Raw genomic sequence first — 23922 nt, 5'->3', positions numbered from 1 at the left:
ACACGTGAGGCAAGCGGGGGCACCACGGGTGGTGCCGGCACTGCCATCCATGTCACACGCCGGCGAACGGGTCTCGTCCGTTTCCTGTCGGAATCATCTCAGAGCGACCCGCCCGCCGGTGTGCGACGCGAAGTTCCTACGGTAACAACTGTTGGCCTTCATGGGTAGTCGAATCGATCTGAAAAGGGGGCTGTGTCAAGACGGCGGTGTGGAGAATCCGGGGCGAATTGTGCCTTCCCCCGTCGAATCCGCCGGGGCAAATCCGCGACCCGAGAAAAAACGAAGACAAATCCGGGGTCATCATGGATTTTCCGCGCGCCCTTGGCAGGCGAGGTCGCACTAACATGCAGATCGCCATGAACATGACAGCACCAACAGAACACGACGACGAATCGAAATCCGGCGAGACCTGCACCGGGGCGATCGAGCGGTTCAGCGACGCCGAGTTGCTGGACGCGTGGACACACGATCGGCTCGCGACGGCATTTGCGGTCCTGGTCGGACGTTACAGCAGAATGGTGTTGACCGTCTGTCAACGCAAATGCCGCAGCGCCACCGATGCCGATGATGCATACCAAACCACGTTTTTGTTGCTGGCCAAGAACAGCGCGAAAATCTCGCGCCCCGAGTGCCTGCCCGGCTGGCTGCATCGCGTCGCCCATCGCGCGTCGATCGCCACCCTCACCGGAAACCATCGAAACTCCGAACCGATGATTGAACCAGTGCTGATCGACGACCCACTGGACCGCATCACCCGGCAACACGATGCGATCGCGCTGGACGAGGAACTCGCCGGGCTGCCCGAACATTATCGCGCCGCGGTCGTGATGCAGATCTACGACGACTGTCCGATCGAGCGGATGGCCGAACACTTCCAAACATCGCTGGGATCGATCCGCGGACGACTGCAGCGGGGCAAGAAACTGCTCGCCGATCGGTTGCGACGGCGTGGGGTCGTCCCGCTGCTGGCCGTCGCCGCCGCCGGATCCTACACCGCCTCGGCCGATGAAGTCTCCGCCGCCAGCACGTCGCTGCTGTTGTCTCTGGCCGACGGGCCGCCGCCGGCGCCACCGATCGCGGAAAACCTTCTCCATCCCCTCGTCGCTTCAGGAAAACGAATCATGACTCCGTGGAACATCGTCGGCGGACTGACCGCCGCCGGAACCGTCGCCGCCATGTTGCTGTCGTCTTCAATCGCCAGCGATAGCGGTTCCCCCGCTTCGCCAACTGCATCGGCGCCGATCTCCATCGCTGCCGAACCCGATGCGATCGTCGCCCAGTTCGCCGCGTCTGCTGCCCCAGCCGATGCGACAGCCCAAACCTCCAGCGACCGAACTCCCGAACCCGGGGCAACCGCTCAGGGTGGTGCAATGCCCAGTGAATCCCTGCCCGCGGTCTCGGCCGGGATGATCATGCCTCCGCCGAGCCCCGCGTCTGAAACGCAAACCGTCTTGAAACGACGCTTTCGCGCCGCGACCCCCACTGGAAAACTCGCCGACGCACTGGCCGAAATGATGGACCAGCCCGTCGACCTGCAGATCAACGGAAACCTGGATTCCATGGTCGATCAACTGCAGGACCAACTGCAACAACCCGTCATCTTGAACCCACGCGTGATCGAGTATGCAAAACTCCAACCCGACGCGCCGCTGAACTACGCCGGACGTTCCGAACCGCTGCGAACCGCACTCCGCAAACTGCTGCAACCGCTGGGACTGAAAGCGACCATCGAAAGCGAAGGGTTGGTGGTCACCGCCGACCACAGCGAACTGGTTCATCGCGGGATCGGAACCGACAGGTGGCTCAGCGTGGATGATGCGATGATGCGCCAAGCCGACGAAAAACTTGCCAAGCCGATCAGCGAGACCTTTGTGGAAACGCCGCTTGTCCAAGCCGTCTCGCAATTGAGCCAAGCACTGGATCTGCCGATCGTGATCGACAAGCGTTCCTTGGAAGACATCGGTATCGATCCCGATTTGCCCGTCAACGCGGATCTCCATCATCTTTCCGGATACGATCTGATCGCATACCTGCTGCGAGAGCATGACCTGGCGCTAACGGTCAAAGGCAACCTGCACACGGTGGGATCCGACGAGTTTGCCGAATACCACATGCTCTCCCGAGTCTACTGGCTCGAAGGCATCGGACTCGGTGGGGACTTCGATAGCCTGACCGGCTTGATCGAATCCACCATCGATCCGGACAACTGGGAAGCCCTGGGCGGTAATTCAACCCTGTCGCCCGCGCCGGGCAACCGTCCGGGAATCGTGATCAGCACCACGTATGAAACCCATCGGCAGATCGAGCAATTGCTTGATGCCCTCCGTGAAAACTCCTTCGCCCCCGATGCGATCGCCGAAGAGGTCGAAGTCGCGATCCCCCAGCCGCCGGCGGGACTACGTGGTTTCGGCGGCGGGTTTGGTTTCGGCGGGGGTAGCGGCGGTATGGGCGGCGCCGGCGGATTCATGTAACTCGCCAGTACGATTGTCCCTTGTACGATGGCCCTTCCGGGCCGTCGACGGTCGGACTCTTCGCGACGCCCCGGAAGGGACTCGTACACAAGCAAGCGGCGCACCTAAAAAGGACGTCCCACAACGTGGGTCAGTTGCCCGCCGTCAAATAAATCGCATCGCCGGTGAACAGCTGGCGGAACTGTTCGTTGTCCCAGTATCGCCATCCGACCGCCGGATCGGCGATCTTCCAGCGTCCATCGGCGGTTCGGCTGTGCACCACCACCGCGTGACCTTCGCCGTCGGTCCCCAACAACTGTCGAACCGGCTGGCGATTGCGGCGATCGTTGAAACGCACCACCGCCACATTGGGCAATTGACCGCGGGCCACCCACATCCCCGGATCCTGGTCGGCGACCTCCACCGTGTGCGAGCTGCCGGCGACGGCCAGCCTTAATCCCCGCACCAATCCCAGTGACGAGGTGCCCTGGTTGCTGGTCAAACACGCGTCGGCCATCAAGCGTTCGGCCGATGGCAGGGGAGCCGTCGCCCGTTGTCCGCTGCCGTACGTCAACCGTGCCGGGGTCAGCAGCGCCGACTGATGCAACAGTGTCGCCGCCGCCGCGGGACCGCAACTGGCCTCGTGGCTTTGCATACACACTCCGTCCTTCCACTGTGCGATGTCGTCCAAATGAATTGGAAACAGCTGCGGACGGATGACCGGTAACACCAGAAAACCGATCGCGAGCAACCCCATCAGGCCGGCGACGCCTTGTCGCCAAGTCGCCCGCAATGCCGCGACCTCACTGGCCAAGCCGGCAGTGAAGGACAACAGAACCGGCACCCAGTTCGACCAACACAATGCCGCCGGAGTGGGGAACGCGTGTGCCCAAGACAACCGATCGGACAGCCCGAACGCGAAGACCAGCGAGAAGATCAGACATTCGGCGAACAACAGAGGCTGATTCTGATAGACCGAGAGCGACAATCGCCGCCCCGCGACAAACGCGAGTGCGGAGACCGCGGCGATGAATCCGATCGCGATCCCGAGGTCCATTCCCATTGCCCGACTCTTTGGGGGGACACCACAACCTTCCAGAGCATGTCGAGGCAACGGAAGATTGATGGCACACCAATCTCATCAGTGAAGATATGGTTAATTATCGGTGTGCGAAAAGTGTAGACGGGCCGTTTTCGCATTCCAAACCATCGTTTTTATTAAAAAAACGAAGGGTCAAAGCCGAACACCCCCATTGCACGCGCGCCCCGACCACCAATTTAGCGGTCGCGTCTCAGAAAGATGATCTCAACCGAATCCCCGACCTTGAAACCCAATTCCACGGCATAGCGAATTGCCGGGCCGGGGGCGGGAAACCAAGTAGCCCATCGTGCGGAACACCACTGACCGGTCCCAAGTTGCAAACAGCGGGGCGACCGCTGCCACGGTGACGGGTCGTCGGTACCCCTCGCATCAATCTCGACGGCCGACTTTTCAGCGATCAGCCAGCCGGCCGCCATTCCGACCGGCGCCGGCTCCGGCGAAGCATCGCCACATGCGGGGACCGTCACCACGCGATGATCGCAATCGAAGGCTTGATGAACTTGCTGCATTTCGAATTCCTTTGAAATGGCTGACTTGGCGGTTGATTCCTCCAATATCACCACCGACGTGACACGTTTGGTCATTGCGACTTGCCGCAAAAACGACGATTCGTGTGTCACCCAAACAGCCCAGGGGATACCATTTGTGCACGGGATCGCGTCCGCGGGAAGGTTTCGTTCATTGTGTGACAAATCTGTCAATTGGTGAGGTACCCTCGACCAGCGGTTTCGTTTGATAGATAGCAGAAATCACGTTTTTCCAGCCGATTTGGGGCATCCCGTCCAGTAACCAAAGCACCCCGGGTTTCGTATTCATGACGCCAGCATCAATCTTCCGTTCGCGTCTTGCGAGCTTATTGGGTGGGATGATCGCCATCATTGCGGGTGGTGCATGGACCTGCCCGGCGCAAAGCGTTGCCCCGCCGCAGATCGCGATGATCAATGATGCGATCGAGCAGGGGTGGGCGGACTATGAAATCACGCCCGCCAAAGAAGCGGACGATGCGATTTGGTGCCGGCGCGTTTTCTTGGACATCATCGGCCGGATTCCGAATCTGGAGGAGCAGCAGGAGTTTGCGTCTGACCGTGGCGGCAGCCGTCGCGCAAAACTGGTCGATCGGTTGCTGCACGACGATCGCTACACCGAAGAATATGCCAACCATTGGGCCACGGTTTGGACCAATTTGCTGATCGGTCGCGGCGGCGGAATGGACCGGCGTGACCTGACCAACCGTGACGGGATGATGAAGTACCTGCGAGATTCGTTCGCGGCGAACAAGTCGTATGATCGGATGGTTTACGAACTGGTGACGGCCGAGGGGTCGACCAAACCCGGCGCACCGGGGTTCAACGGCGCCGTCAACTTTTTGGTCGGCAAGGTCAACGAGGAAAAAGCGGTGCTGGCGGCCAGCAGCGTTTCGCGGCTGTTCCTGGGTCAGCAAGTGCAATGCACGCAGTGCCACAATCACCCGTTCAACGATTGGAAACAACAAAAGTTCTGGGAGTTCAATTCGTTCTTTCGCCAGAGCCGCGCCCTGCGGCGGTTCGTCGACGGCACGCGTGATGTCGAGTACGCCGAGCTGGTCAGCGAAGACTATGCGGGCGAAGCGGGCGACCCCAACGATGCGCTGGTCTTTTACGAAATGCGAAACGGACTGACCCGCGTCGCATACCCGGTGTTCACCGATGGCACGGAGATCGCCAAAAGCGGATATGTCGATGACGTCAATCGCCGCAAGGAACTGGGACGCTTGATGCTCGACAGCCAATCGCTCGATCGGATGGCGATCAATCGTTACTGGTCGATGTTCCTGGGATACGGATTCACCAAGCCCATCGACGACATGGGCCCCCACAACAACCCGACACACCCCGAACTGTTGGACAACCTGTCCGAAGCCTTCCGAGGCTCCAGTTACAACCTCAAAGACCTGATCACTTGGATCACCCTTAGCCGTCCCTATTCGCTCGCATCGGTGCTGGGCAGCAACAATCAAATCGACGACCCGTCGATCGGTGAAACGCCCAAGTTCTCCCGCTTCTATCTGCGCCAGATGAGCGCCGAACAGCTCTACCAGTCGCTCGTTTCCGCATCGGGCGGCAACGCCGAAGGGACGTACGAACAACAGGAAAAGAAACGCCGTGATTGGATGCGTCAGTTCGTCGTGACCTTCGGAACCGATGAAGGCGACGAAGCGACCACCTTTGACGGCTCGATCCCCCAGGCGTTGATGCTGTTCAATGGTGAACTGACCCTGAATGCGACCAGCACCAAACCGGGCAGCTTCTTGGATCGGCTGTCACAATCGGGGCGGTCGACGCGTGATCGTTTGAACCGACTTTACATGGCCGGCTTGTCGCGGACACCGACCAAACGCGAAGTCGCCATGGCCGGCGAACTGTACCGGGCCCGTGGCGGGAAAGAAATCGAAATGCTGCAGGACGTCTGGTGGGCGATTCTGAACAGCAATGAATTCATCATGCAGCATTGACGTTGGGTTCATTGTTGAATCTCAAGCGTTACCAATCTGACAACACTTCCTTCGAAACCGTTCTCTTCGACAGGCAATCGCAATGATTTCAAACTGGAAAACACCTCGCGGAATGAGCCGCCGCCACTTCATGAACCACATGGCCGGTTCGACCGCGGCCGTGTCGGCGGCGATGACGATGGGTGGAGCGATTGCAGCCAACGCCGATCAAATGCGACGTGAACGCAAATCGGCGATCATGTTGTGGATGGGCGGTGGACCGCCGACGATCGACCTGTGGGATCTGAAGCCGGGCGCGCCGACCGGTGGCCCCTTTCAACCGATTTCAACCTCCGGTGACATGCAGATCTGCGAGCATTTGCCGATGGTCGCCAAACAGATGCACAACCTATCGGTCGTTCGCAGCATGTCGACGCGTGAGGCCGACCACAATCGCGGCCGTTATTACATGCACACCGGGTTCGTGCCCAACCCGAACATCGAACACCCCAGCTACGGAGCCGTCGTCGCGCATGAATTGATGTCGCAGCGTCCCGAACTGGAGATCCCGCCGTTTGTCACCGTCGGTGGCGCCAGCGCGGGCCCGGGATTTTTGGGCATGGCTTGGTCGCCGTTTGCCGTCACCAGCAGCGGCCGGATTCGTAATTTGGATATGAAACTGGACGGGTCCCGGCTTCGTCAGCGGATGGCGGCGCTGCAGGAAATCGAAAGCGGTTTCGCCAACCGAACCCGCGGCCTTCCCGCCGGCGAACACGGCAAGGTGCTCAAGAAGACCTTTGACCTGATGACCAGCAGCCAAATGGAAGCTTTCCGTGTCGAAAAGGAAGACGAAAAGACGAAGGAACGCTACGGGACCAACGGCTTCGGTCAAGGCTGTCTGCTGGCCCGGCGTCTGGTCGAAGGCGGCGTGCCCTTTGTCGAAGTCGACTTGGGCGGCTGGGATTTGCACAACAACGTTCACCAAACCCTATCGGACACCAAGCTGCCGCAATTGGACAAAGCGATGAGCGCCCTGGTGGAAGATCTGGAACAGCGGGGATTGCTGCAGGACACCGCGATCATTTGGATGGGCGAATTCGGACGGACACCGCGGATCAACCAGAACGCCGGACGTGACCACTGGGCGCGGTCCTGGTCTTGCGTCGTGGGCGGGGCAGGCATCAAGGGCGGTTTGGCGGTCGGAGAAACCAGCAGCGACGGAACGGCCGTTGAATCCGAACCGTTCAGCAGCGAAGACCTGATGGCGACGGTCTGTCAAGGACTCGGCATCTCGCTCGACACGACGTTCATGAGTAAAAACCGTCGCCCGATGAAGATTGCCAATGGTGGAAAAGTGATCAGCGAATTAGTGGCTTAGATGAGTGGTGGCTTGATGATTGGTGGATGATGCCAGCCTAGGCGGTCAGACGCCAAGCTCGACCGGGCCGAGCACCGGCTCGTTGGCCCAGTCAAACGATGTTTCCGATGAATCGTTGCCCGACGGCAACGTTCCCGGGGAAGCTGTGCATGATGAACCATCCGGGGCGTCGGAAACACTCGACGCGGAAACGCTGATCCATCGCCATCAACGGGGCGTCTGGCGCTACCTGCGAATGCTCGGTTGCGACGACGCGACGGCCGATGATTTGACGCAAGAAACCTTCTTGCGGGTGCTGCGACGCGACGACTTCGTCCAACACAACGACAGCGCCACCGCCGGCTACCTGCGGCGAACCGCCTACAACCTGCTGGTTTCCAGACACCGCAAACTGGGACGTGTCCAAACCACCGGAGAACCCGAACTGCTAGACGAAACCTGGGACCGCTGGGCCGGCAAAGACCTGACCGGCGACGCCGCCGTAGAAGCCCTCCAACAGTGTTTCCAAAAACTGACCGAACGGGCCCAAATCGCCTTGCGAATGAGATTTGATTCCAGTGCCAGCCGCGTCGAAATCGGCGAAGCACTGGGGATCACCGATCACGGAGCCCGAAACCTGATGCAACGAGCCAAGCAACAACTGCGAAATTGCGTTGAAGAAAAACTGCAGCTCAACAACGAACCATGAACCATCCCGCAAGCCACCATCCGCACGAAGCACGCAGCGATGCCGATCCGGTCATCGATGCGTTGTTGGCTGAATTTGTACCCAGCGATGCCAGCAAGCGAAAACGGCCGCCCGATCTTTCGGCGCGGATCATCGCTCAGCTCGCGTCGCCCAGCGACGACCAATCAATACGCCGGGTGGAAGAGGATCACGATCCTGTCATCGACACGCTGTTGGCCGAGTTTTTACCGGACGATCCGTCGCGACGATCATCGCCTCCCGATCTGTCGGCGGCCATCCTGCGACGTCTCGATGAATCGGCCGACGATCGACGCAGTGAGTTTGCCGAAGACGCCGATCCCGTCGTCGACACGCTATTGACCGAGTTTGTTCCGGTCAACCCGACCAAACGCAAGGTGCCCCCGAATCTGGTCGCACCGATCCTGGCCAAAAAACCTTCCGCGACCGGTCGAAGCAGCACCTCGATCCCAGCGATCCCCCCGTCAACCGGCGGTGTCTCGATCACTCGTTTGGTCTCCCTCTTGATCGCGGTCGCGGCATGCATCACCGCGGTCGTCTATCTGTCCGGACCGGACACCCCCGCCAATCGTCCGGACGATCCAAACTTGATCGTCGACTCCGACGTCCCCGGGACGCTCCATCCATCCGAATCGATCGGGTCACCGTCGACCGACGATCTCCGCATCGCCAGTTCCACCGCAGACACCACCGCCGATCCGTTGCACGATCCCAAGGATGGAAAACCGCCGCGCGGCATCACGCTCGAACCGCCCAGGATTGCATCGACCGCGGACCAAACTCAGCAGGACACGCCTCGTCCACAGCCTGAACCGGAATCGTCGGGTGAAACCGAAGCGGTCGCCTTAGTCGCTTCCCGTACCGCCGAAACGGTGCGGGCCTACTGGCAAACGCTCGGGATCATGCCGACGCCCGATGCAGCGCCCGCGGAGATGACGTCGCGGCTGAAATCCAAACTGGGAATCACGCTTTCCGACCAAGCCATCAACGACCCTCAGCGTTTGCGAGATCTGTTGGCCGAATCGTCAAACGCCGACGAAATCTCGAAACGTTGGCTGGCATTGACGACCGGCAACAGCATCGCGGCCATGGGGCGTCCCCAGTATTCCGGCTTGGTCGACGAACTCTCAAGAAGTGTCTCGGGCGGTGCTAAGTTTGACGTGGCCCTGGTCTCCATGATCGATGGGTCCAACGAACACGCCGGACAATGGTATCAAGCGATCGGACGTCGTGGCAGCGAAGGGATTGCCAGACAGCTTGCCAACATCTCGATCAATGCAGACATGCGTTGCGTTCGATGCCATGATTCGCACATCGGCCGCTCCGGCACTCAAGATGACTATTGGTCGTTTGTCGCGTTGGTCAAGAACGCGGTGAAGCGGCAAAACAAACGCTGGGTCGTTGCCGAGCAATCCGATGCGTCGACGCCGGCGTTTTACGAACTGATCGACGGCCGCATGAGCATGGCGACACCGAAGGTCAGCAAGTACTTGCTGCAGTCGAGCGAACAGATGGAAGACTTTCACACTTGGACCAAGACGTTGGTCGGCAGCGATGTGCTGGCCGGAAGCATGGTCGATTCGCTCTGGCAACTGGTCCACGGCCGACCCTTGAAACCCTCGCCGGTGGACGCGTTTGCGCCTCCGGTCGACGGGAACTTGGATCGCTTGCACCGGCAGCTTGCCGACGACCTGAAAGCCCATGACTTTGATGTCGCGCGGACATTGGCGTTGATCATTTCATCGCCGATGGCCCGTCGCAGCGTTCCGCAGGTCTTGCAGGGCGACGCGGTGCTGACGTCAACCGAACAGCAACGCAAACACGCCCTTGATTTGGTCCAAGCGTTCGCCGCGGCGATCGAAACGCCCCCCTCCTCGCTCAACCAACGCGTGGATGTCGCGATGCGGCGGATCGGTGGGCGATTGAGCTCGGAGGACCAGACCGCCATTTTAGCCCAGCCGATCAACGGCAAGCCGCGCACGCCGAAGTCGCTCGCCGCGCTCGATGGCGAAAACACCGCCTCCGGTTTCCTGCAACAATTGAGCGTGGACTTTCCGGGCGACGAAGCCTCGTTGCCGGTGTCGTGGTTGCGGTCGATCGACGATTTTGATCGCCAAGTCCAGCACCTGGTCTATCTGTCCGGCCGCAGCAGCGTTACCCCGGAAATCACCGCCGCGGCCAATCGGCTGAAAGAGTCCGGAAGCCGAGAATCGGCGCTCAGCCGGATCTGGTGGATCCTGCGAAACTAGGCGCCCGCGACCTCGGCCGCTTTGTAGACGACGCTGGATCGTTTGAACCCCAGCCGTTCGTACAATCGCACCGCGCCGGTGTTCTCCGTCGTGACTTCCAAGTGCATGCGGTCTAACCCGACCGCTCGAAATCCGGTGGCGGCCTTGGACAGCAAGATCGATCCCAAACCTTTCCCTCGATGGGCCGGGTCGATGCCGACGTTCTGAATCGATCCCCATCCCTCGGTCGACAGCCCTTGGATCGTGCCCACCGCATAGGGTTGGACCACCCCGGTCTTGGGATTCGTTTCGCGAAAACGGATCAGCCAAGTCGCGTCGGGCACAAAATCGCCGCGGCTGGTGATCTCGCGCATCAGACGCAAACAACCGTCGCGTCTGGACAAGCATGGAAACACGTTCGCATCCAGTTCTTCCTTGAAACTGTTGAATTTGGCGATCGCGTGTTCTCGTAACAGCCCCGGCAGGTAGGGCAGGATTTCGTATCCGTCGGGCAGACGTGGATCGCCCCCACGCCAATCGCGAAGGTCAAATTCCATTCGGTATCGTTTGAAATACGTCATGCCCATGATGTTGGATTCTACCATGCGTTTACCGATCGGACCTGATCGGCGTAAACTTTGGGTAACCCGATCAATCGGCAGACCCTCTCTTCTTGGCTTCTCCGGCGTGCTGATGTCCGAACCATCCCCCACCACTTTTCCCCCCTTGGTCGAAGAAACGATTGTCCTGACGGGCCCGACGGCCTCTGGAAAAACGTCGCTGGCGCTGCAGCTGGCCCAGCGGATCGGGGGAGAAATCCTGTCGCTTGATTCGATCGCGGTGTATCGACACATGGACATCGGGACGGCCAAACCGAGTGCCGCGGAGCGTGCCACGGTGCCCCATTACCTGCTCGATCTGGCCGACCCGGACCAGGATTTCAGTGTCGCGTGCTACTTGGACGAAGCCCATCGGCGGGTCCGCGAGATCACAAAACGTGGAAAACGCCCGATCTTTGTCGGCGGAACTCCGATGTTCCTCAAAGCGGTCTTGAGGGGTTTTGACGTGGGACCGCCGCCGGACTGGGAGTTCCGCGAATCGGTGCAACGCGACATCGACACCTTCGGGGTCGAAGCGCTGCGCCAGCGGCTGGCCCAAGTGGATCCGATTTCGGCGTCCCGGATCGCACCGGGTGACACGCGTCGGATGATCCGGGCGTTGGAGGTGTCCAAGCAGACCGGAATGCCGCTCAGCCATCGACAAGTGCAATTCGACCGCCACGTCGACGCGCGGTCCTGCAACGTGTTCGCGTTGCAGCACGAACGATCCGCCTTGCACCAGCGGATCAACCAGCGCGTCGATCGCATGTTCCAGCGGGGCTTGATTGAGGAAGTCGAACAACTGCTCGCGCGGTTTGGCGCATTGTCCCGAACCGCAGCTCAAGCCGTCGGCTATCGCGAGACCCTCGACTGGAAAGCGGCAGGCGGCGGCCCCATCGATGAATTGAAGGACCTGGTCGCGACCCACACCCGACAGCTGGCCAAACGCCAAGAGACCTGGTTTCGATCGTTCGATGAGATTACCTCCGTCCCGATGGATCGATTCGACGACCAATCCGCAGCACTGGAGTTTGTGCTCCAGCACATCGAAGGCTAGAAAAGCTCGAACGCTCCGTCAACGCTTGACGTTGGGGTAGCGGAAGCCGCCAAGGCTTTCGGCCCCTGTGGCGTTGCGGTGAAACGCTTGGCGACCTGCTGATTGCAACGATGTCCCCAAAACAATGTGATCAGGAGAAGCGTGAACGATGGGTGCCGCCCGGCCCTTGCTTACGCGTGCGGGCTGGATTCGACGTTCAAAATGACCGCCAGTCCACGCCCAATTTCTCAAAGTCGGCTGCGGCGGTCAGGAAGTGTGCGGTGATCCAGTAGATGTTCCACCGTTCGGCGTAATCACCGCGCATCCCTTCGACGACCTCGCGGGGGTCATGCTGTTCGTAATTGGTTTGCAGCAACTGTTCGCCCTGAACGCCCGTCGCCAAGTCTGTCATTTGCCCGCAGCTGACGAACATGATTTTGGCGATTTCACGGTAACGCGGGTCGCCGGTCCAATCGGCCAGCTCCCAAAACGTCGGCGTGAACACGACTCCGAACACGTCCAGGTGTTGATTCTGGACCGAGACGCTGGTCCAACCGCGTGTCTTGAGGTCATGATCGGCCAGTCGCCCCGGCGGCAACATCACGTCCCAAACATACAGGTAGCTCAGACAGACATCGCCGGCATGGACGGCCGCGCGCAGGTACCTCGGATCGTCGGTGGCCCGATACATCGCCGCAAACCCTTGCAGCGCCGCCCAAGCCCCTTCCTTGTCCTCGCAGCGGGCATCCAGCGTTCCGCCCCAGTAGGGTTCCTGCATGTCCAGATGCCGATCGATCGTGTGATCGGCCAACTTCGTCGCCGCCTCCATCCAACGGTCGTTTGAGGAATGGTCGCTTCCTTTGACCAACGGAGCGATCGCAAAGGCCTCGTTGGTTGAAACCGGCCGCCAATCCGCTTTCAAAATTCGGTCCGCGATCGCGTCCAACTGTGTCGCGACGAATTCCATCCAGCGATCACGATGCGGATGATTCGCTTCGGTGATGGCATCCATCATGCCGTTAAGTGCCTGTGCCTGTGACAGCGGGTTCTGACGTTCCAGCCAACGGTGCGTCTGGTAGTCGTAGACGATTGGGAATCCGACTCCATAGGATGCCTTGCGCGTGGGCGCGGAGGTCAGGAAGTCCAGCGAGTCCGCGGCACGCTGTTTCCACAGATCCGGTTGGTCGGTGTACGGCCGCAGATCCATCCCCAGCAGTGCCCGCGGGGGGACTTCGGCGCGATCGGCCCAGCCCATCATGATCCAGGGCTTGTTGCCCGGCGGACGCGTCCGAAACCCTTGGCACTGATCATCTTCATGCCAGCGATCGAAGGTGTCGTACAGTTTGGCAGCCATCACATCGGCCGGATGCGGCAGCGAGCGATCGGTGCGGGGATCAAACCAGTCGATCGAAGTCCACAGCGGCAAACGAAAGCCGTGTCCTTGCACCGGAGCGGGCGCCAATTGCAGCATGAACTGTTTCTCGATCACCGCGCCCGGCGGGATGCCGACCAGATGCGCGCGTTCGTACGGCAAGAACATCGTTTGACGTGCTTTGACGACGCCACGTTCGCCGTTGGAAGCGGTCGGACCACTGCGTAGCGTCAATTCCGTGGACTCCTCACCAGCGACCAACCCCAGCGACCACCAAAGATCCTCGCGCGCGGCAAACGGCAACCTGGACGGACGTGTGTGCAGCGCCGCGACAAACTCGCCGGCCTGTTCGACCGCGGCAAACGGCAGCGGATAGCGATGTTCCTCGTACAACGCTTCCTCGCCCGATTGGCCCGACCAAGTGGGGACGCGTGAGGCATCGATTCGTGTGCCCGACGGGTTGCCGTAGTAATTGATGCCCGGCAAGAAAGGCTGCGGGGCGTTCTCCGCTGGTGCATCAACGACGTAGCGCACCGACAACACGACCGGGCCACTGGGCTTGGCACCGGTGTAGTGCCAGCGCCGTTTGGCCTGCAAGGCCCCCTGCGGTGTCACTCGGTACTGGTCGCGGATCTCCCAAGTCCCGTCGGTCGTTGCAACGGTCCCTGTCGCGATCGTCCACGGTCCACGTTGTTCGATTTGATCCGGACCTCCGTGGTGCCAATCGGCCGGCGCGTCGTCACGCCACCCGGTGCCGATCGACCAAAGTCCCTCGGCGGGCGATCGGAGTTTGTTCGCCCCGAGAGCCGAATGAGTGAGTACCAGCCGCCCCTGGTCGATTGAAAGCGATGCGGGAGATTGCGCTGATACGAAAGGAGCTATCGAGCTAACGAAAGGCAGCAAACTGAACAAGATAAAACGTAGTGGCATCGATCAAGTGTCAGTGGTGATGGGCACGGGCTTTGGTAAACACGGTTGTGGCAATCGTTGGTGTCTAGCCTTGAGGCCAATGTCACTTACTTTTTGAGCCGACGGCGCTAGCCGCGGGCCTTGGATTGCACTTCGAGACTTGTAAGGCCCGAGGCTAGCGCCTACGGCTCAGTTTGTGATCGAAAGTAAGTGGCATTGGCCTCTAGGCGATTCCCGGTCAATGCGTCACCGCGACCTCAAGTGGCTAAAGACTAAACACCAACACGTCTCCCCGCACCATTCGGGTCAGAGGGGTTGGGGCCGTCGGATCGCTTATTCTAATCCTGTGACTCAACGGCGGGCACTGTCAGTTGCTTGACCGCGTTGATCAGCTGCGCCACTTCCTGCTCGAGTTCCGGCAGCGCCGCCGCTGCGGCATCCAGATCTTCGTCGCGGGCAAAGTATTCGATTCGCTTGGCCGCGGCAACGACCCGCTTTGCCGCAAACCAATCGGCGGAGCCTTTGAGAGTGTGGGCGCTGCGTCGGACTTGACTGGCGTCTTTGTTGGCCAAGCCTTCCGCAATGGCGTCGATCATCTTGGGGCATTCGTCCAGCAACAGCCGCGCGACTTCTTTCACACCGTCGGCGCCGCCGGGGATCCGGGTTTGTGCGAATTCCAAATCGATCACGTCGGCGGCGGATTCGGGTGCGGATTCGGGGGCTGCGGTCGTCTCCGTGTCGGTCACGTCGGGCGGTGGTGGGGAGAGGGTCGGCGCGAACTCGCTGAGCGTACGAGCGAGTTGTTCGGGGTCGATCGGCTTGGAGACATATCCGTCCATCCCCACCTCCAAACACTTCTCCCGGTCGCCCTTCATGGCCGCGGCGGTCATCGCAATGATCGGCGTGTGTCGGCCTTGTGGTTTCTCCATCTGGCGGATCGCAATCGTCGCCTCCAATCCGTCCATTTCCGGCATTTGCACATCCATCAACACGACGTCATAGCGATCGTTGCGGATTGCATCGACCGCCTCTTTGCCGTTATTGGCGATCGTCACGGCGTGCCCCCGCATTTCCAACAACCCGACGGCAACACGTTGATTGACCAAACCGTCTTCGGCCAACAGGATCTTCAGACGTGCCGACGCATCCCCCGGTGCGTCCGGACCGGATTGCGATTGACGGTTCTCTGCGGCCCGCTGGCCGAAGACCGCAAGCAGTGCATCCAACAACTCCGACTGCACGACCGGTTTGGTCATGTATCGGGCGACACCCAATTCGCGGCACCGATCGGCGTCGCCGGGCCGAGCGGCCGAGGAGATCATGATCACGTCACACGTCTCGATCCGCGGATCTTCAGTGATCCGGCCCGCCAATTCGAATCCGTCCATCTCCGGCATCATCGCATCGGTCAACACCAACGGGTACGGCCGGCCGGCTTCGGTGGCCCGAGACAATTCGCCCAAGGCCGCCGCTCCGCTCTCGACCGTCACCGGCTGCATGCTCCAATTCGTCAGGATCTCCTCCAGGATTCGACGATTGGTCAGGTTGTCGTCGACGACCAGCACCGGCAGCCCGGCCAGGGCGGAGCGGTCGACCGGCGCCACGGCCGGTTGCTCCTGGCCGATTCCGAACACGCAGGTGAAGTGAAACGTGGTCCCCGTCCCCAACTCGCTTTCCAGCCAGATCCGTCCGCCCATCATTTCGACCAGTTGCGACGAGATGGCCAGCCCCAGCCCGGTGCCGCCGAACTTCCGTGTGATCGAAGAATCCGCCTGTTCAAAGACACCGAACACATTCGCTTGGTGTTCCGGCGCGATTCCGATCCCGGTGTCCTGGACGGAGACATGCAGCGTCACGTGATCGTCGTCACGTGATTCCTCGACCACATTGATGACGACTTCACCCTCATCGGTAAACTTGATCGCATTTCCGGCAAGGTTGACAATGATCTGCCGCAGCCGTCCCGCATCGCCGATCAGGTATTCTGGCAACGCGGGATCGATCCGGCAGTGCAATTCCAACGACTTGGCGGCCGCGCGAATCCCCAGCGTTTGGCTCGTCTTACCGACGCAATCACGCAAGTTGAAGTGCGTCGCTTCGAGCGCCAATTTGCCGGCTTCGATCTTTGAAAAATCCAGGATATCGTTCAGCAGACGCAACAGCGCGTCGGCCGAATCCTTGACCATCGCCAGGTATTCATTTTGTTCGGCGGTGTGCTTGGTACTGAGCAACAATTCGGTCATGCCGATGATGCCGTTCATCGGCGTGCGGATTTCATGACTCATGTTGGCCAGAAAATCGCTCTTGGCCCGGTTGGCCGCTTCGGCGGCTTCTTTGGCCAGCTGCAGTTGCTCGTTTCGCTGCTTCAACTCTTCACGTTGCAGTTCGACCTCGCGTTGCAGGCTGACTCTTTCGACGGCGTTGGTGACGGCGCGTTGCAAGTTGTCCGACGTCAGCTCGCCCTTGACCAAGTAGTCCTGGGCGCCTTTCTTCATCGCGTCGACGGCGATCGATTCATTCCCCTGACCGGTCAGCATGACGATGGCAAAGGGATGCTCACCGGCGAAGTCGCGAAGTTCGGTCAGAAACTCCAAGCCGTCCAGGTCGGGCAGGTTGTAATCCAACAGCAAACAGTCCGGTGGACGAGAACGGCAAACCTCAAGCCCGTCCTCTCCACAATCGGCATCGGTCACGTCATATTCGTTCCAAGCCTGCTGGCTCAACAGCCGCCGATAGACCTCGCGGTCTTCGGGGCTGTCGTCGACGATCAAGATACGAAGCGCCATGATTGCTAGTCGTCGGTCTTGGGGAACACCACGATTTGGAACCAGTAATCCTTCAGCCGCTGAATCGCATTGACAAATCCCGCCAGATCGACCGGTTTTTGGATGTAGCTGTTCGCACCGAACTCATAACACGCTTCGATGTCGCGTTCATCGGTCGACGTGGTGAGAACGACGACGGGGATCCTCTTCAGTTCCGGGTCCTGCTTGATCTCCTCCAGCACTTCGCGTCCGTCGGTCCCGGGCAGATTCAAGTCCAGCAAGATGATGCCCGGTCGCGGAGCGTCCTCGGCCGACGTGTAGTCACCACGGCGGTGCAGATAGTCCAGCGCTTCGTCGCCGTCGCTGCAACGATAAAGAGAATTTCTCAGCCCCGAGGACTTCAACGCTCGAACCGTCGCTTCGAAGTCCTCCGGACTGTCCTCGACGATCAATATCGGTTGATTGCTCCAATCGACCATCTGCCTTATGACCCCTGTTCATTGAGTGCGATACAACAGCGACAGGCGTGGAGCTCATGCGACCACTCCCGGTTCGACCGTGAAGTAAAACGTGGTTCCTTCGCCATAGGTCGATTCCAGCCAGATTTTACCACCGTGCCGCTCCACAATCTTTTTGACAAACGTCAGCCCCGCGCCGGTTCCGCCTCCGTACTTGTCGCGCGCGTGCAGCCGCTTGAAGATACGGAAGACCGATTCTTGATGTTTTTCGCGAATGCCGATCCCGTTGTCGCGGACATAGAACACGAAGCCGTCTTCCTTCAAAAGATTCGTCTTCTCCTGACCATGCTGCAGGAAACCGATCTCGACCCACTTCTCCGGCTTGTCATTGTACTTTACCGCATTCGTCATCAGATTGCGATAAACTTCAGCGATTCGAACCGAATCGCACTTGACGGTTGGCAAGCGCCGGGGCACTCGCACTTCGACGCCCTGTTCTTCCAGCGTGACATGCATCATGTCGGTGACCTGGTGGACGATCTCGTTCAAATCCGTCGGCCCGATGGCAAATTCGGCACGGCCGACGCGGGAGTAATGCAACAGGGAATCGATCAGATTCTCCTGGCGTAAACACAACCGCTGAAGCGTCTCGATTTTCTCGTGCCCGGCGTCGTCCAACTTGTCGCCATAGTCTTCGGCCAGAAAGGAGGAGTATCTTGAGATGCCACGCAGCGGTTCCTTCAGATCGTGTGAAACGATGTACGCAAAATCGTCGAGCTCCTGATTGCTGCGTTCCAGCCGTTCGTTGGAATCGCTCAACTCCTGCGTCTGGGCTTCCAGCCGGCCGGTCCGTTCATGCACCAATTCTTCCAGGTGCGTGCGATGTTTTTCCAACTCCCGATCCCGCTGTTGGATCTGTTCCAGCATCGTGTTGAAACCGTTGCACAGCACGCCGAGTTCATCACCGGTGTTGCAGTGAACGCGAACAGAATAATCCCCTTCGCGAGAAACCTTCTTCGTCGCCTTGGCCAACTGCAGCACCGGACTGACGATCGCACGCTGCACGAAAAAACCGAGCAGCACCGCGATGCCGAGACAGATCAGCAGCGAAACGAATGCGAGTCGGATCCGGTGCATTGACGACGCATACAACTCTTCCATGCTGGCACGCAAATAAATTGCACCCAGTGGAGCATCCCGATCGCCGATCTTCGTGAATACGTGGAGAAACCCTCCGCGGAATACAGCTTGGTTTCTGTCTCTCGTGATGGGCATCTCATCCGACACACGCTTTGATGCCTTGTACGTTGCGAACGATTCGCCCTGGGCATCAAAAATCTGTGCATACACCACGTCGGGTTCGCGGCGGACAATCGACACGACCTCATCGCCGACTTCGTTGTCCCCGAATTTCAATGCCGTCATACTGGCATCGCCGAGAACGTCCGCGAGAACGGAAATCTGGGTTTTCATGGCTGCCTTGGCCGAACCATGCTGTTCCAACAGTCCCGCAAGGGTCGACAGCAACAACGCGATGCTGACAACGATCACCAAGGAGACTGTCCATTTAATTCGAATCGACAGGTCTCTCAGCCAGCGCATGGGTTGTGGACCTCAGGGTGTCCTAGAGCACGGTGACAAGTTTTAAACCCAGCAGTCGACTGCTAATGTTTAATCGTTCATTCTGCGCAACAGTCTTGTTGATAAACATCTTCAAACGAAACGCTTGAAGATCGTTCCAGTAGCAAATCATCACCCCAGAATTGGCGAGCGTCTCTGATTCTGATTTGCCATCCGCCTCGCCGACCAGCAGTACCGACTGACCTTTGGTTTTCTGGATGGCCGAGTTGGCTCGATCCTGGACCGTCTCCCTCGAGACGCCGGCTTCGGAGGATCGCGAGATGAAAAGTATATGGCATGGACTGTAGTTTTTTTCGAACTCGGCCACCGATTTGTAATGGACCACCTTGATCGGCTTGTTTTGAATTGTCGACACGGGCTTTCCGATCAGGCTCGAATGGACCGCGAATCCGTTCCCACTTGGCCGCAGCGAGGGTCCGAACGGATTGTCCCCGAGCACACCGATCACAAAGGCGTTCGCCGCTCCGGGGAACGGCCGATCCGGCCATTTGATCAACCCGCCAAAGTAAACGAAGTAGCCGGCTTTCATGTCGAATTCGAGATTCCGGACCGCTTGCTGGGCGTCAACGGTGGGTGAAGGTGTCAGCGCGGTGAAGCACAGAACCAAGCAAAGCGATGAAAGTATCCGGCGCATGGGCGGCCTCGCGGACCTTTTCTGTGGCATCCGCCGATCCATGAGAATCTCTGCCCCGCGGGTCAGAAGCCGAGTATCTGCGCGAAAGCCGATCCCCTGTTTATTCAACTTAGTCATTGCGAACCGGACGGGCAAGAATTCTCGGATCGTGGCGTGACAGATCACCCGCTAAAACTTCTTCTGATACGTCAACGCGATCGCCGCCGCTTCGCTGCGATAATACGCGCGACGGAGCACATTGCGTTTATTCAGATCTTTGTCGATCCAGCCGAGCACATTGTAGAAGTCCAATCGCAGCCGCCCCTGACCGCAACAGAGGTCGCGTTGGATGCCGAAGTCCAGGAAATAGCTGCCGCGAAACGCCTTCTTGTATCCCGGATCGATGTAGGGCAAAAACCCGTTGGGGTCGGCCAGACTGGCGTTGTAATTGGCCAGGTCTTCGTCACCGGGAAATCCCCAGTACGCACGCAACGATCCGCTGGTGCTCCACAGCGAATTCCACTGCCGGTTGGCATACAACTTGGTTTGTTGCGGCGACCAGCTCACCAAGTCGCTGCCGAATCCGTACGGCTCGGCCGTGATGCCCTGATTCCGCGTGATGTCGGGAAGAAACCCATCGACCAGTTGCGTGTAGGCATGTGAGACGGACCACTGGTAATGTTTGGTCCGATAGGCTGATTCCAATTCCAATCCGGCGATCTTGAACTTCCCCAAGACCGTCTGTCGCCGGACCGTGGGCGTCGGATCGAATCCGATCGCGGTGTAGTACTGATAAAACCCGCTGGCCGCAAAGAACAAGTGATCGCAAGGTTGTCGCTCGTAGCGGAATTCGACACTTTCGTTTTCTTCGGCCTCACTGAACGTCCCCGTTTCGACGAACTGTCGCCTCAGGTCGCCGTCGGTGGCGCGTCGATTGGCCACCGTCCAGATCGACTTGTACGTGTCCCGCTCGTTGGGCGCGAACACCAACGCGGTCCGCGGTGAAAGCAGCCAGTCGCTGTACGAGTGCTTGTCGCTACGCAGTCCGGCGAAGGCGGTCCAACGTTCGTTGAATCGCAACACGTATTCTCCCATCAAAGAAAACGTGTCGGTTTCCCAGGGCCCCTCGATGCTCGGCGGCACCCCTTCGACATTTGCCGGCAATCCCGGAAAACCGGGGCTGTTCAGCCCGAACCACTCGTAAGAAAACGCGGTACCGAAGGCCAACGTGTGGCGTTCATTTGGTGTCCATCGGGCCAGCAAACGCGTGTAGAACTCGTCTTCGCGGTTGGTGATGATGCCGTCGCGCGGCGTGAATCGCTCGAAATCAAACAGGTCCCAACTGGCCATCCATTCCACATCAAACGTTTCCGTGCACTCCAGCAGATACTTGCCCGCAAACGTCAGCTGCTGGTATCCGGCTTGAGACGTCAGCAAGTCGTCAAAGCTGTCACCGGGAAGGGCGTCGCCGGCCGGTTGCAAAGCGACGTCGCGCCGGTCGGGATCGATTTGTTGGCCGCCGCGCGTGTAGCGAACCCAAGCATTCAGATTGCCTTCGGTCAGTTGCGCGTGAAGTTTGTGCTTGGGCTTGGATCGATACCCGCGGCCGTCATCTTGGACGTCGAACGTGACCGGTTCGCCCGCCGTGACCGGGATGTTGTCCCTGGCGGTAAAGCTGCGGCCGAACACCAACGGCGCGTCGGATTGGTCGGCCCCGTCTTGGGTCGCGAAACCGTAGTACAGAAACACGCCGGAATCTTCATTGAATTTCCGACCGTAGCGGAATTCCGTCGCGGTGAACTCATCCATGAATCCCTGACGCACCGTCGCGTCAAAGCCCTGGAACGTTAACCCCGTGTGCGTTTGCAAGTTGATCACGCCGGCGATCGCTCCCGGACCATCGGTCGCCCCGCCAGGCCCGCGCAGAAAGTCCGCGATGTACAGATCGCCCATCAGCGGCAGGTCCCGCTCATGATACGCCCCCGACTCCCCGCGGTTGTTCATGATGCGGCCATTGACCTTCAACAGGATCTTGTCGTCGCGGTCACTGATGATCCCACGCATGCCCATCTTGGGACCGGTGGCGACCTGGTGCACGTGCTGGTAGTTCGGCACCAGGATATCGAACAGTTCGTCCAGGTTCCTTGCACCGGACGACCAGATCGTCGGGGCCGCGATCCGCGTGACCGCAGCCGGGGTGATTCGGGAAATCGCCGGGATCCCGCCTTCGATTGCAACGGGAGCCACTTCGTCGATCGTGTCCAACGTTGCCAGCGTCGCCGGCGCCTCGACCGGAACCAGCAGCGGTTGCTCAGAAAACTCCTCCAACGAAGGCAGATCAAACCCCAGCCCGCTTCCCAGCGGTTCCTCGGTTCCGGTCGGCTCGTCAGCGACTCCGGCAGCGTTTTCCGCTGGCTCCTCGAGACCGACGTCTGGTCCGTCGAGTGGTTCCGGCGTGACCGGGACCAGGCCGGCGGCTCCCCGCGGTTCCGACGCGCCCTGAAGCTCGAATGCACCGAACGTGGGCACCGCCGGCGCCGGCTCTTCTCCTCCAGCCCGCATCGGCAGACCACCAGCCAAACAGCACAGCACAAACAGCGTCGATCGAATCATGGCACGGCCGAACCAGTACGGATGGAAAAGAGAACATCCCCCTGGTTGTGTGGTCGACCCGATTCAAAGAATTATTCAAATTTGAGTTCACAGCCCTCAAATCTTACTGCGGCGGCCCCCCTGAGCTCAGCAGCGGTCCACACGGGAAACGCCGAAATTCTTGGCGAATTCCGCTACCACATACGACCCTTGTCGGGTTTTGGGACAAACCTAGATCGTCAAACGCCCGCTGCTGTCGCCGATCGATTCGGCGGGCGTCCCCATCAGATCCAGCATGGTCAGGAACAGGTTCGCCATCGGGCATTCTTTGCCGGCATCGAGGTAGCGACCGGTTTCGATCTGCCCCGAGGCGCCGCCGGCCAGTACGATCGGCAAATCTTCGTGACGGTGGCGATTGCCGTCGCTGATGCCGCTGCCGTAGAGCACCATCGACTGGTCCAACAACGACCCGCCGGCGTCCTCCGTCGCGTCGAGCTTCTCCAGGAAATAGGCGTACTGTTCGACCAGGTAGCGATCGATCTTGCGCAGATTCCCGACCAGTTCGGGCTTGTCGCGGTGGTGGCTCATTCCGTGGTGCCCATCACTGACGCCGATTTCGGTGTAGCGACGGTTGCCGCCGGCATTGTCCAGCATCATGGTCGCAACCCGCGTCGTATCGGTTTGGAACGCGAGGACCATCAGATCAAACATCAGCCGCGCGTGTTCGCGGAACGCTTCGACGCGGCCGAAGGGGACCTCGATGTCGGGCAGCGCCGCGGCATCTTCTTGTTCGCTCCGTTCGATCCGCTGCTCGATTTCCCGCACCCCGGAAAAATACTCGTCCATCTTTCGCTGGTCGGTTCGGCCGAGTTGCTTCATCAGCCGTTGTGCGTCCCCGCGAACGACATCCAGCACGCTCTTGCGAATTCGATTCGATTCCCGTCGTTCGGCCAAGTCGCCGCTTCCGAACATGCGTTCGAATGCCAACCGTGGCACCGTCTCCTTGGGCATCGGTTGCGTCTCGTTGCGCCAGGAGATGTTGCTGCTGTAGGCACAGCTGTAACCGGAATCACAACTGCCGGCGTTCCGACTGCCTTCGATACCGAGTTCGATCGATGACAAGCGTGTCTGCCCGGCCAGCTGAGACGCGGCGACCTGGTCAACGGAAATGCCCAAGCGAATGTTGCCGCTGGTTTTCAGCGGACGCGCCGCGGTCAAGAACGTCGCGCCACATCGGGCGTGGTCGCCAGCTCCATCTTTGTAGCCGCGTCCGTTGTCGTGCGTCAGATTGGAGATCACGTTCAACTTGTGCTTCAGCGGCGCCAGCGGCTGAAGCGTCTCGCTGCATTCCCAGTCGGTCGGCTGCCCGGATGGGCCGACGATCGGTTTCCACTGCGGCATGATCACGCCGTTGGGGACAAAGATGCATGCCATGCGTACCGGGCGCTGGATCGCTTCGGCTGACGCAAACGCGCTTTTCGCCATCGGCGTCATCGCCTCCAGCAACGGCAGCCCCAACATTGCTGCCGATCCCCGTAAGACAGTCCGGCGATCCAACATCTTGCGTTCAATCATTTCAGGTCTCTTGCTCATCGTTCGTTAC

At 59.7% G+C, this 23922-nt stretch carries 16 protein-coding genes; 6 read left to right on the top strand and 10 right to left on the bottom strand.

Annotated elements, in window-relative coordinates; translation table 11 throughout:
• Positions 1-362: 362 nt before the first annotated feature.
• A complete protein-coding gene (locus Mal15_RS22425; protein ID WP_167546993.1) occupies positions 363-2471 on the top strand; it encodes an RNA polymerase sigma factor in 2109 nt (702 codons plus the stop codon).
• A 130-nt stretch (positions 2472-2601) separates the two neighbouring features.
• Here Mal15_RS22425 and Mal15_RS22420 read toward each other — a convergent pair whose 3' ends face one another.
• On the bottom strand, positions 2602-3513 hold the full coding sequence (locus Mal15_RS22420) for a cysteine peptidase family C39 domain-containing protein (RefSeq protein ID WP_147869809.1): 912 nt from the start codon (positions 3511-3513) through the stop codon (positions 2602-2604).
• Between the two features lie 215 nt (positions 3514-3728).
• Positions 3729-4136 (bottom strand): hypothetical protein, encoded by a 408-nt coding sequence (locus Mal15_RS22415; RefSeq protein ID WP_147869808.1) that lies wholly within the window; start codon positions 4134-4136, stop codon positions 3729-3731.
• 281 nt (positions 4137-4417) lie between these two features.
• Here Mal15_RS22415 and Mal15_RS22410 point away from each other — a divergent pair, with 281 nt between their 5' ends.
• The 4 genes from Mal15_RS22410 to Mal15_RS22395 all read left to right on the top strand — a co-directional run bounded on the left by Mal15_RS22410 (position 4418) and on the right by Mal15_RS22395 (position 10355).
• Positions 4418-6043: a DUF1549 domain-containing protein gene (locus tag Mal15_RS22410; RefSeq protein ID WP_147872353.1), complete on the top strand. Its 1626-nt coding sequence runs from the start codon at positions 4418-4420 to the stop codon at positions 6041-6043.
• A gap of 82 nt (positions 6044-6125) precedes the next feature.
• A complete protein-coding gene (locus Mal15_RS22405) occupies positions 6126-7400 on the top strand; it encodes a DUF1501 domain-containing protein (protein WP_233902963.1) in 1275 nt (424 codons plus the stop codon).
• 145 nt (positions 7401-7545) lie between these two features.
• Positions 7546-8088, top strand: coding sequence for an RNA polymerase sigma factor (locus Mal15_RS22400; protein WP_390623539.1), 543 nt, complete (start codon positions 7546-7548; stop codon positions 8086-8088).
• Positions 8085-10355: a hypothetical protein gene (locus Mal15_RS22395; protein WP_147869807.1), complete on the top strand. Its 2271-nt coding sequence runs from the start codon at positions 8085-8087 to the stop codon at positions 10353-10355. Before Mal15_RS22400 ends, Mal15_RS22395 begins: the two co-directional genes overlap by 4 nt.
• Here Mal15_RS22395 and Mal15_RS22390 read toward each other — a convergent pair.
• Positions 10352-10921, bottom strand: coding sequence for a GNAT family N-acetyltransferase (locus Mal15_RS22390; RefSeq protein WP_147872346.1), 570 nt, complete (start codon positions 10919-10921; stop codon positions 10352-10354). The genes Mal15_RS22395 and Mal15_RS22390 overlap by 4 nt on opposite strands.
• 106 nt (positions 10922-11027) lie before the next feature.
• Here Mal15_RS22390 and miaA point away from each other — a divergent pair, with 106 nt between their 5' ends.
• Positions 11028-11990 carry a tRNA (adenosine(37)-N6)-dimethylallyltransferase MiaA gene (gene miaA / locus Mal15_RS22385; protein ID WP_147869806.1) on the top strand — a complete coding sequence of 321 codons (963 nt, stop codon included), beginning with the start codon at positions 11028-11030 and terminating at the stop codon, positions 11988-11990.
• A 196-nt stretch (positions 11991-12186) separates the two neighbouring features.
• Here miaA and Mal15_RS22380 read toward each other — a convergent pair whose 3' ends face one another.
• The 7 genes from Mal15_RS22380 to Mal15_RS22350 form a co-directional block, all read right to left on the bottom strand.
• Positions 12187-14271 carry a hypothetical protein gene (locus Mal15_RS22380; protein ID WP_147869805.1) on the bottom strand — a complete coding sequence of 695 codons (2085 nt, stop codon included), beginning with the start codon at positions 14269-14271 and terminating at the stop codon, positions 12187-12189.
• Positions 14272-14588: 317 nt separating this feature from the next.
• The gene (locus tag Mal15_RS22375; protein WP_147869804.1) at positions 14589-17036 is read right to left on the bottom strand and encodes a hybrid sensor histidine kinase/response regulator; all 2448 of its coding nucleotides are present in this window, start codon (positions 17034-17036) and stop codon (positions 14589-14591) included.
• 5 nt (positions 17037-17041) lie between these two features.
• Positions 17042-17494 (bottom strand): response regulator, encoded by a 453-nt coding sequence (locus tag Mal15_RS22370; protein ID WP_147869803.1) that lies wholly within the window; start codon positions 17492-17494, stop codon positions 17042-17044.
• Between the two features lie 54 nt (positions 17495-17548).
• On the bottom strand, positions 17549-19075 hold the full coding sequence (locus tag Mal15_RS22365) for a sensor histidine kinase (protein ID WP_147869802.1): 1527 nt from the start codon (positions 19073-19075) through the stop codon (positions 17549-17551).
• Between the two features lie 22 nt (positions 19076-19097).
• Positions 19098-19748, bottom strand: a complete 651-nt coding sequence (locus Mal15_RS22360; protein ID WP_167546992.1) for a YfiR family protein — start codon at positions 19746-19748, stop codon at positions 19098-19100.
• 168 nt (positions 19749-19916) lie between these two features.
• Entirely contained in the window at positions 19917-22340 is a 2424-nt protein-coding gene (locus Mal15_RS22355; RefSeq protein ID WP_147869800.1) for a TonB-dependent receptor plug domain-containing protein, read from the bottom strand.
• A gap of 210 nt (positions 22341-22550) precedes the next feature.
• Entirely contained in the window at positions 22551-23912 is a 1362-nt protein-coding gene (locus Mal15_RS22350) for a DUF1552 domain-containing protein (protein WP_147869799.1), read from the bottom strand.
• Between the last annotated feature and the right edge of the window lie 10 nt (positions 23913-23922).

This window comes from Stieleria maiorica (genome assembly GCF_008035925.1).
Classification (GTDB): domain Bacteria; phylum Planctomycetota; class Planctomycetia; order Pirellulales; family Pirellulaceae; genus Stieleria; species Stieleria maiorica.
The sequence above is the reverse complement of the archived record's forward strand: the minus strand, read 5'-3'. Positions and strand labels throughout refer to the sequence as shown.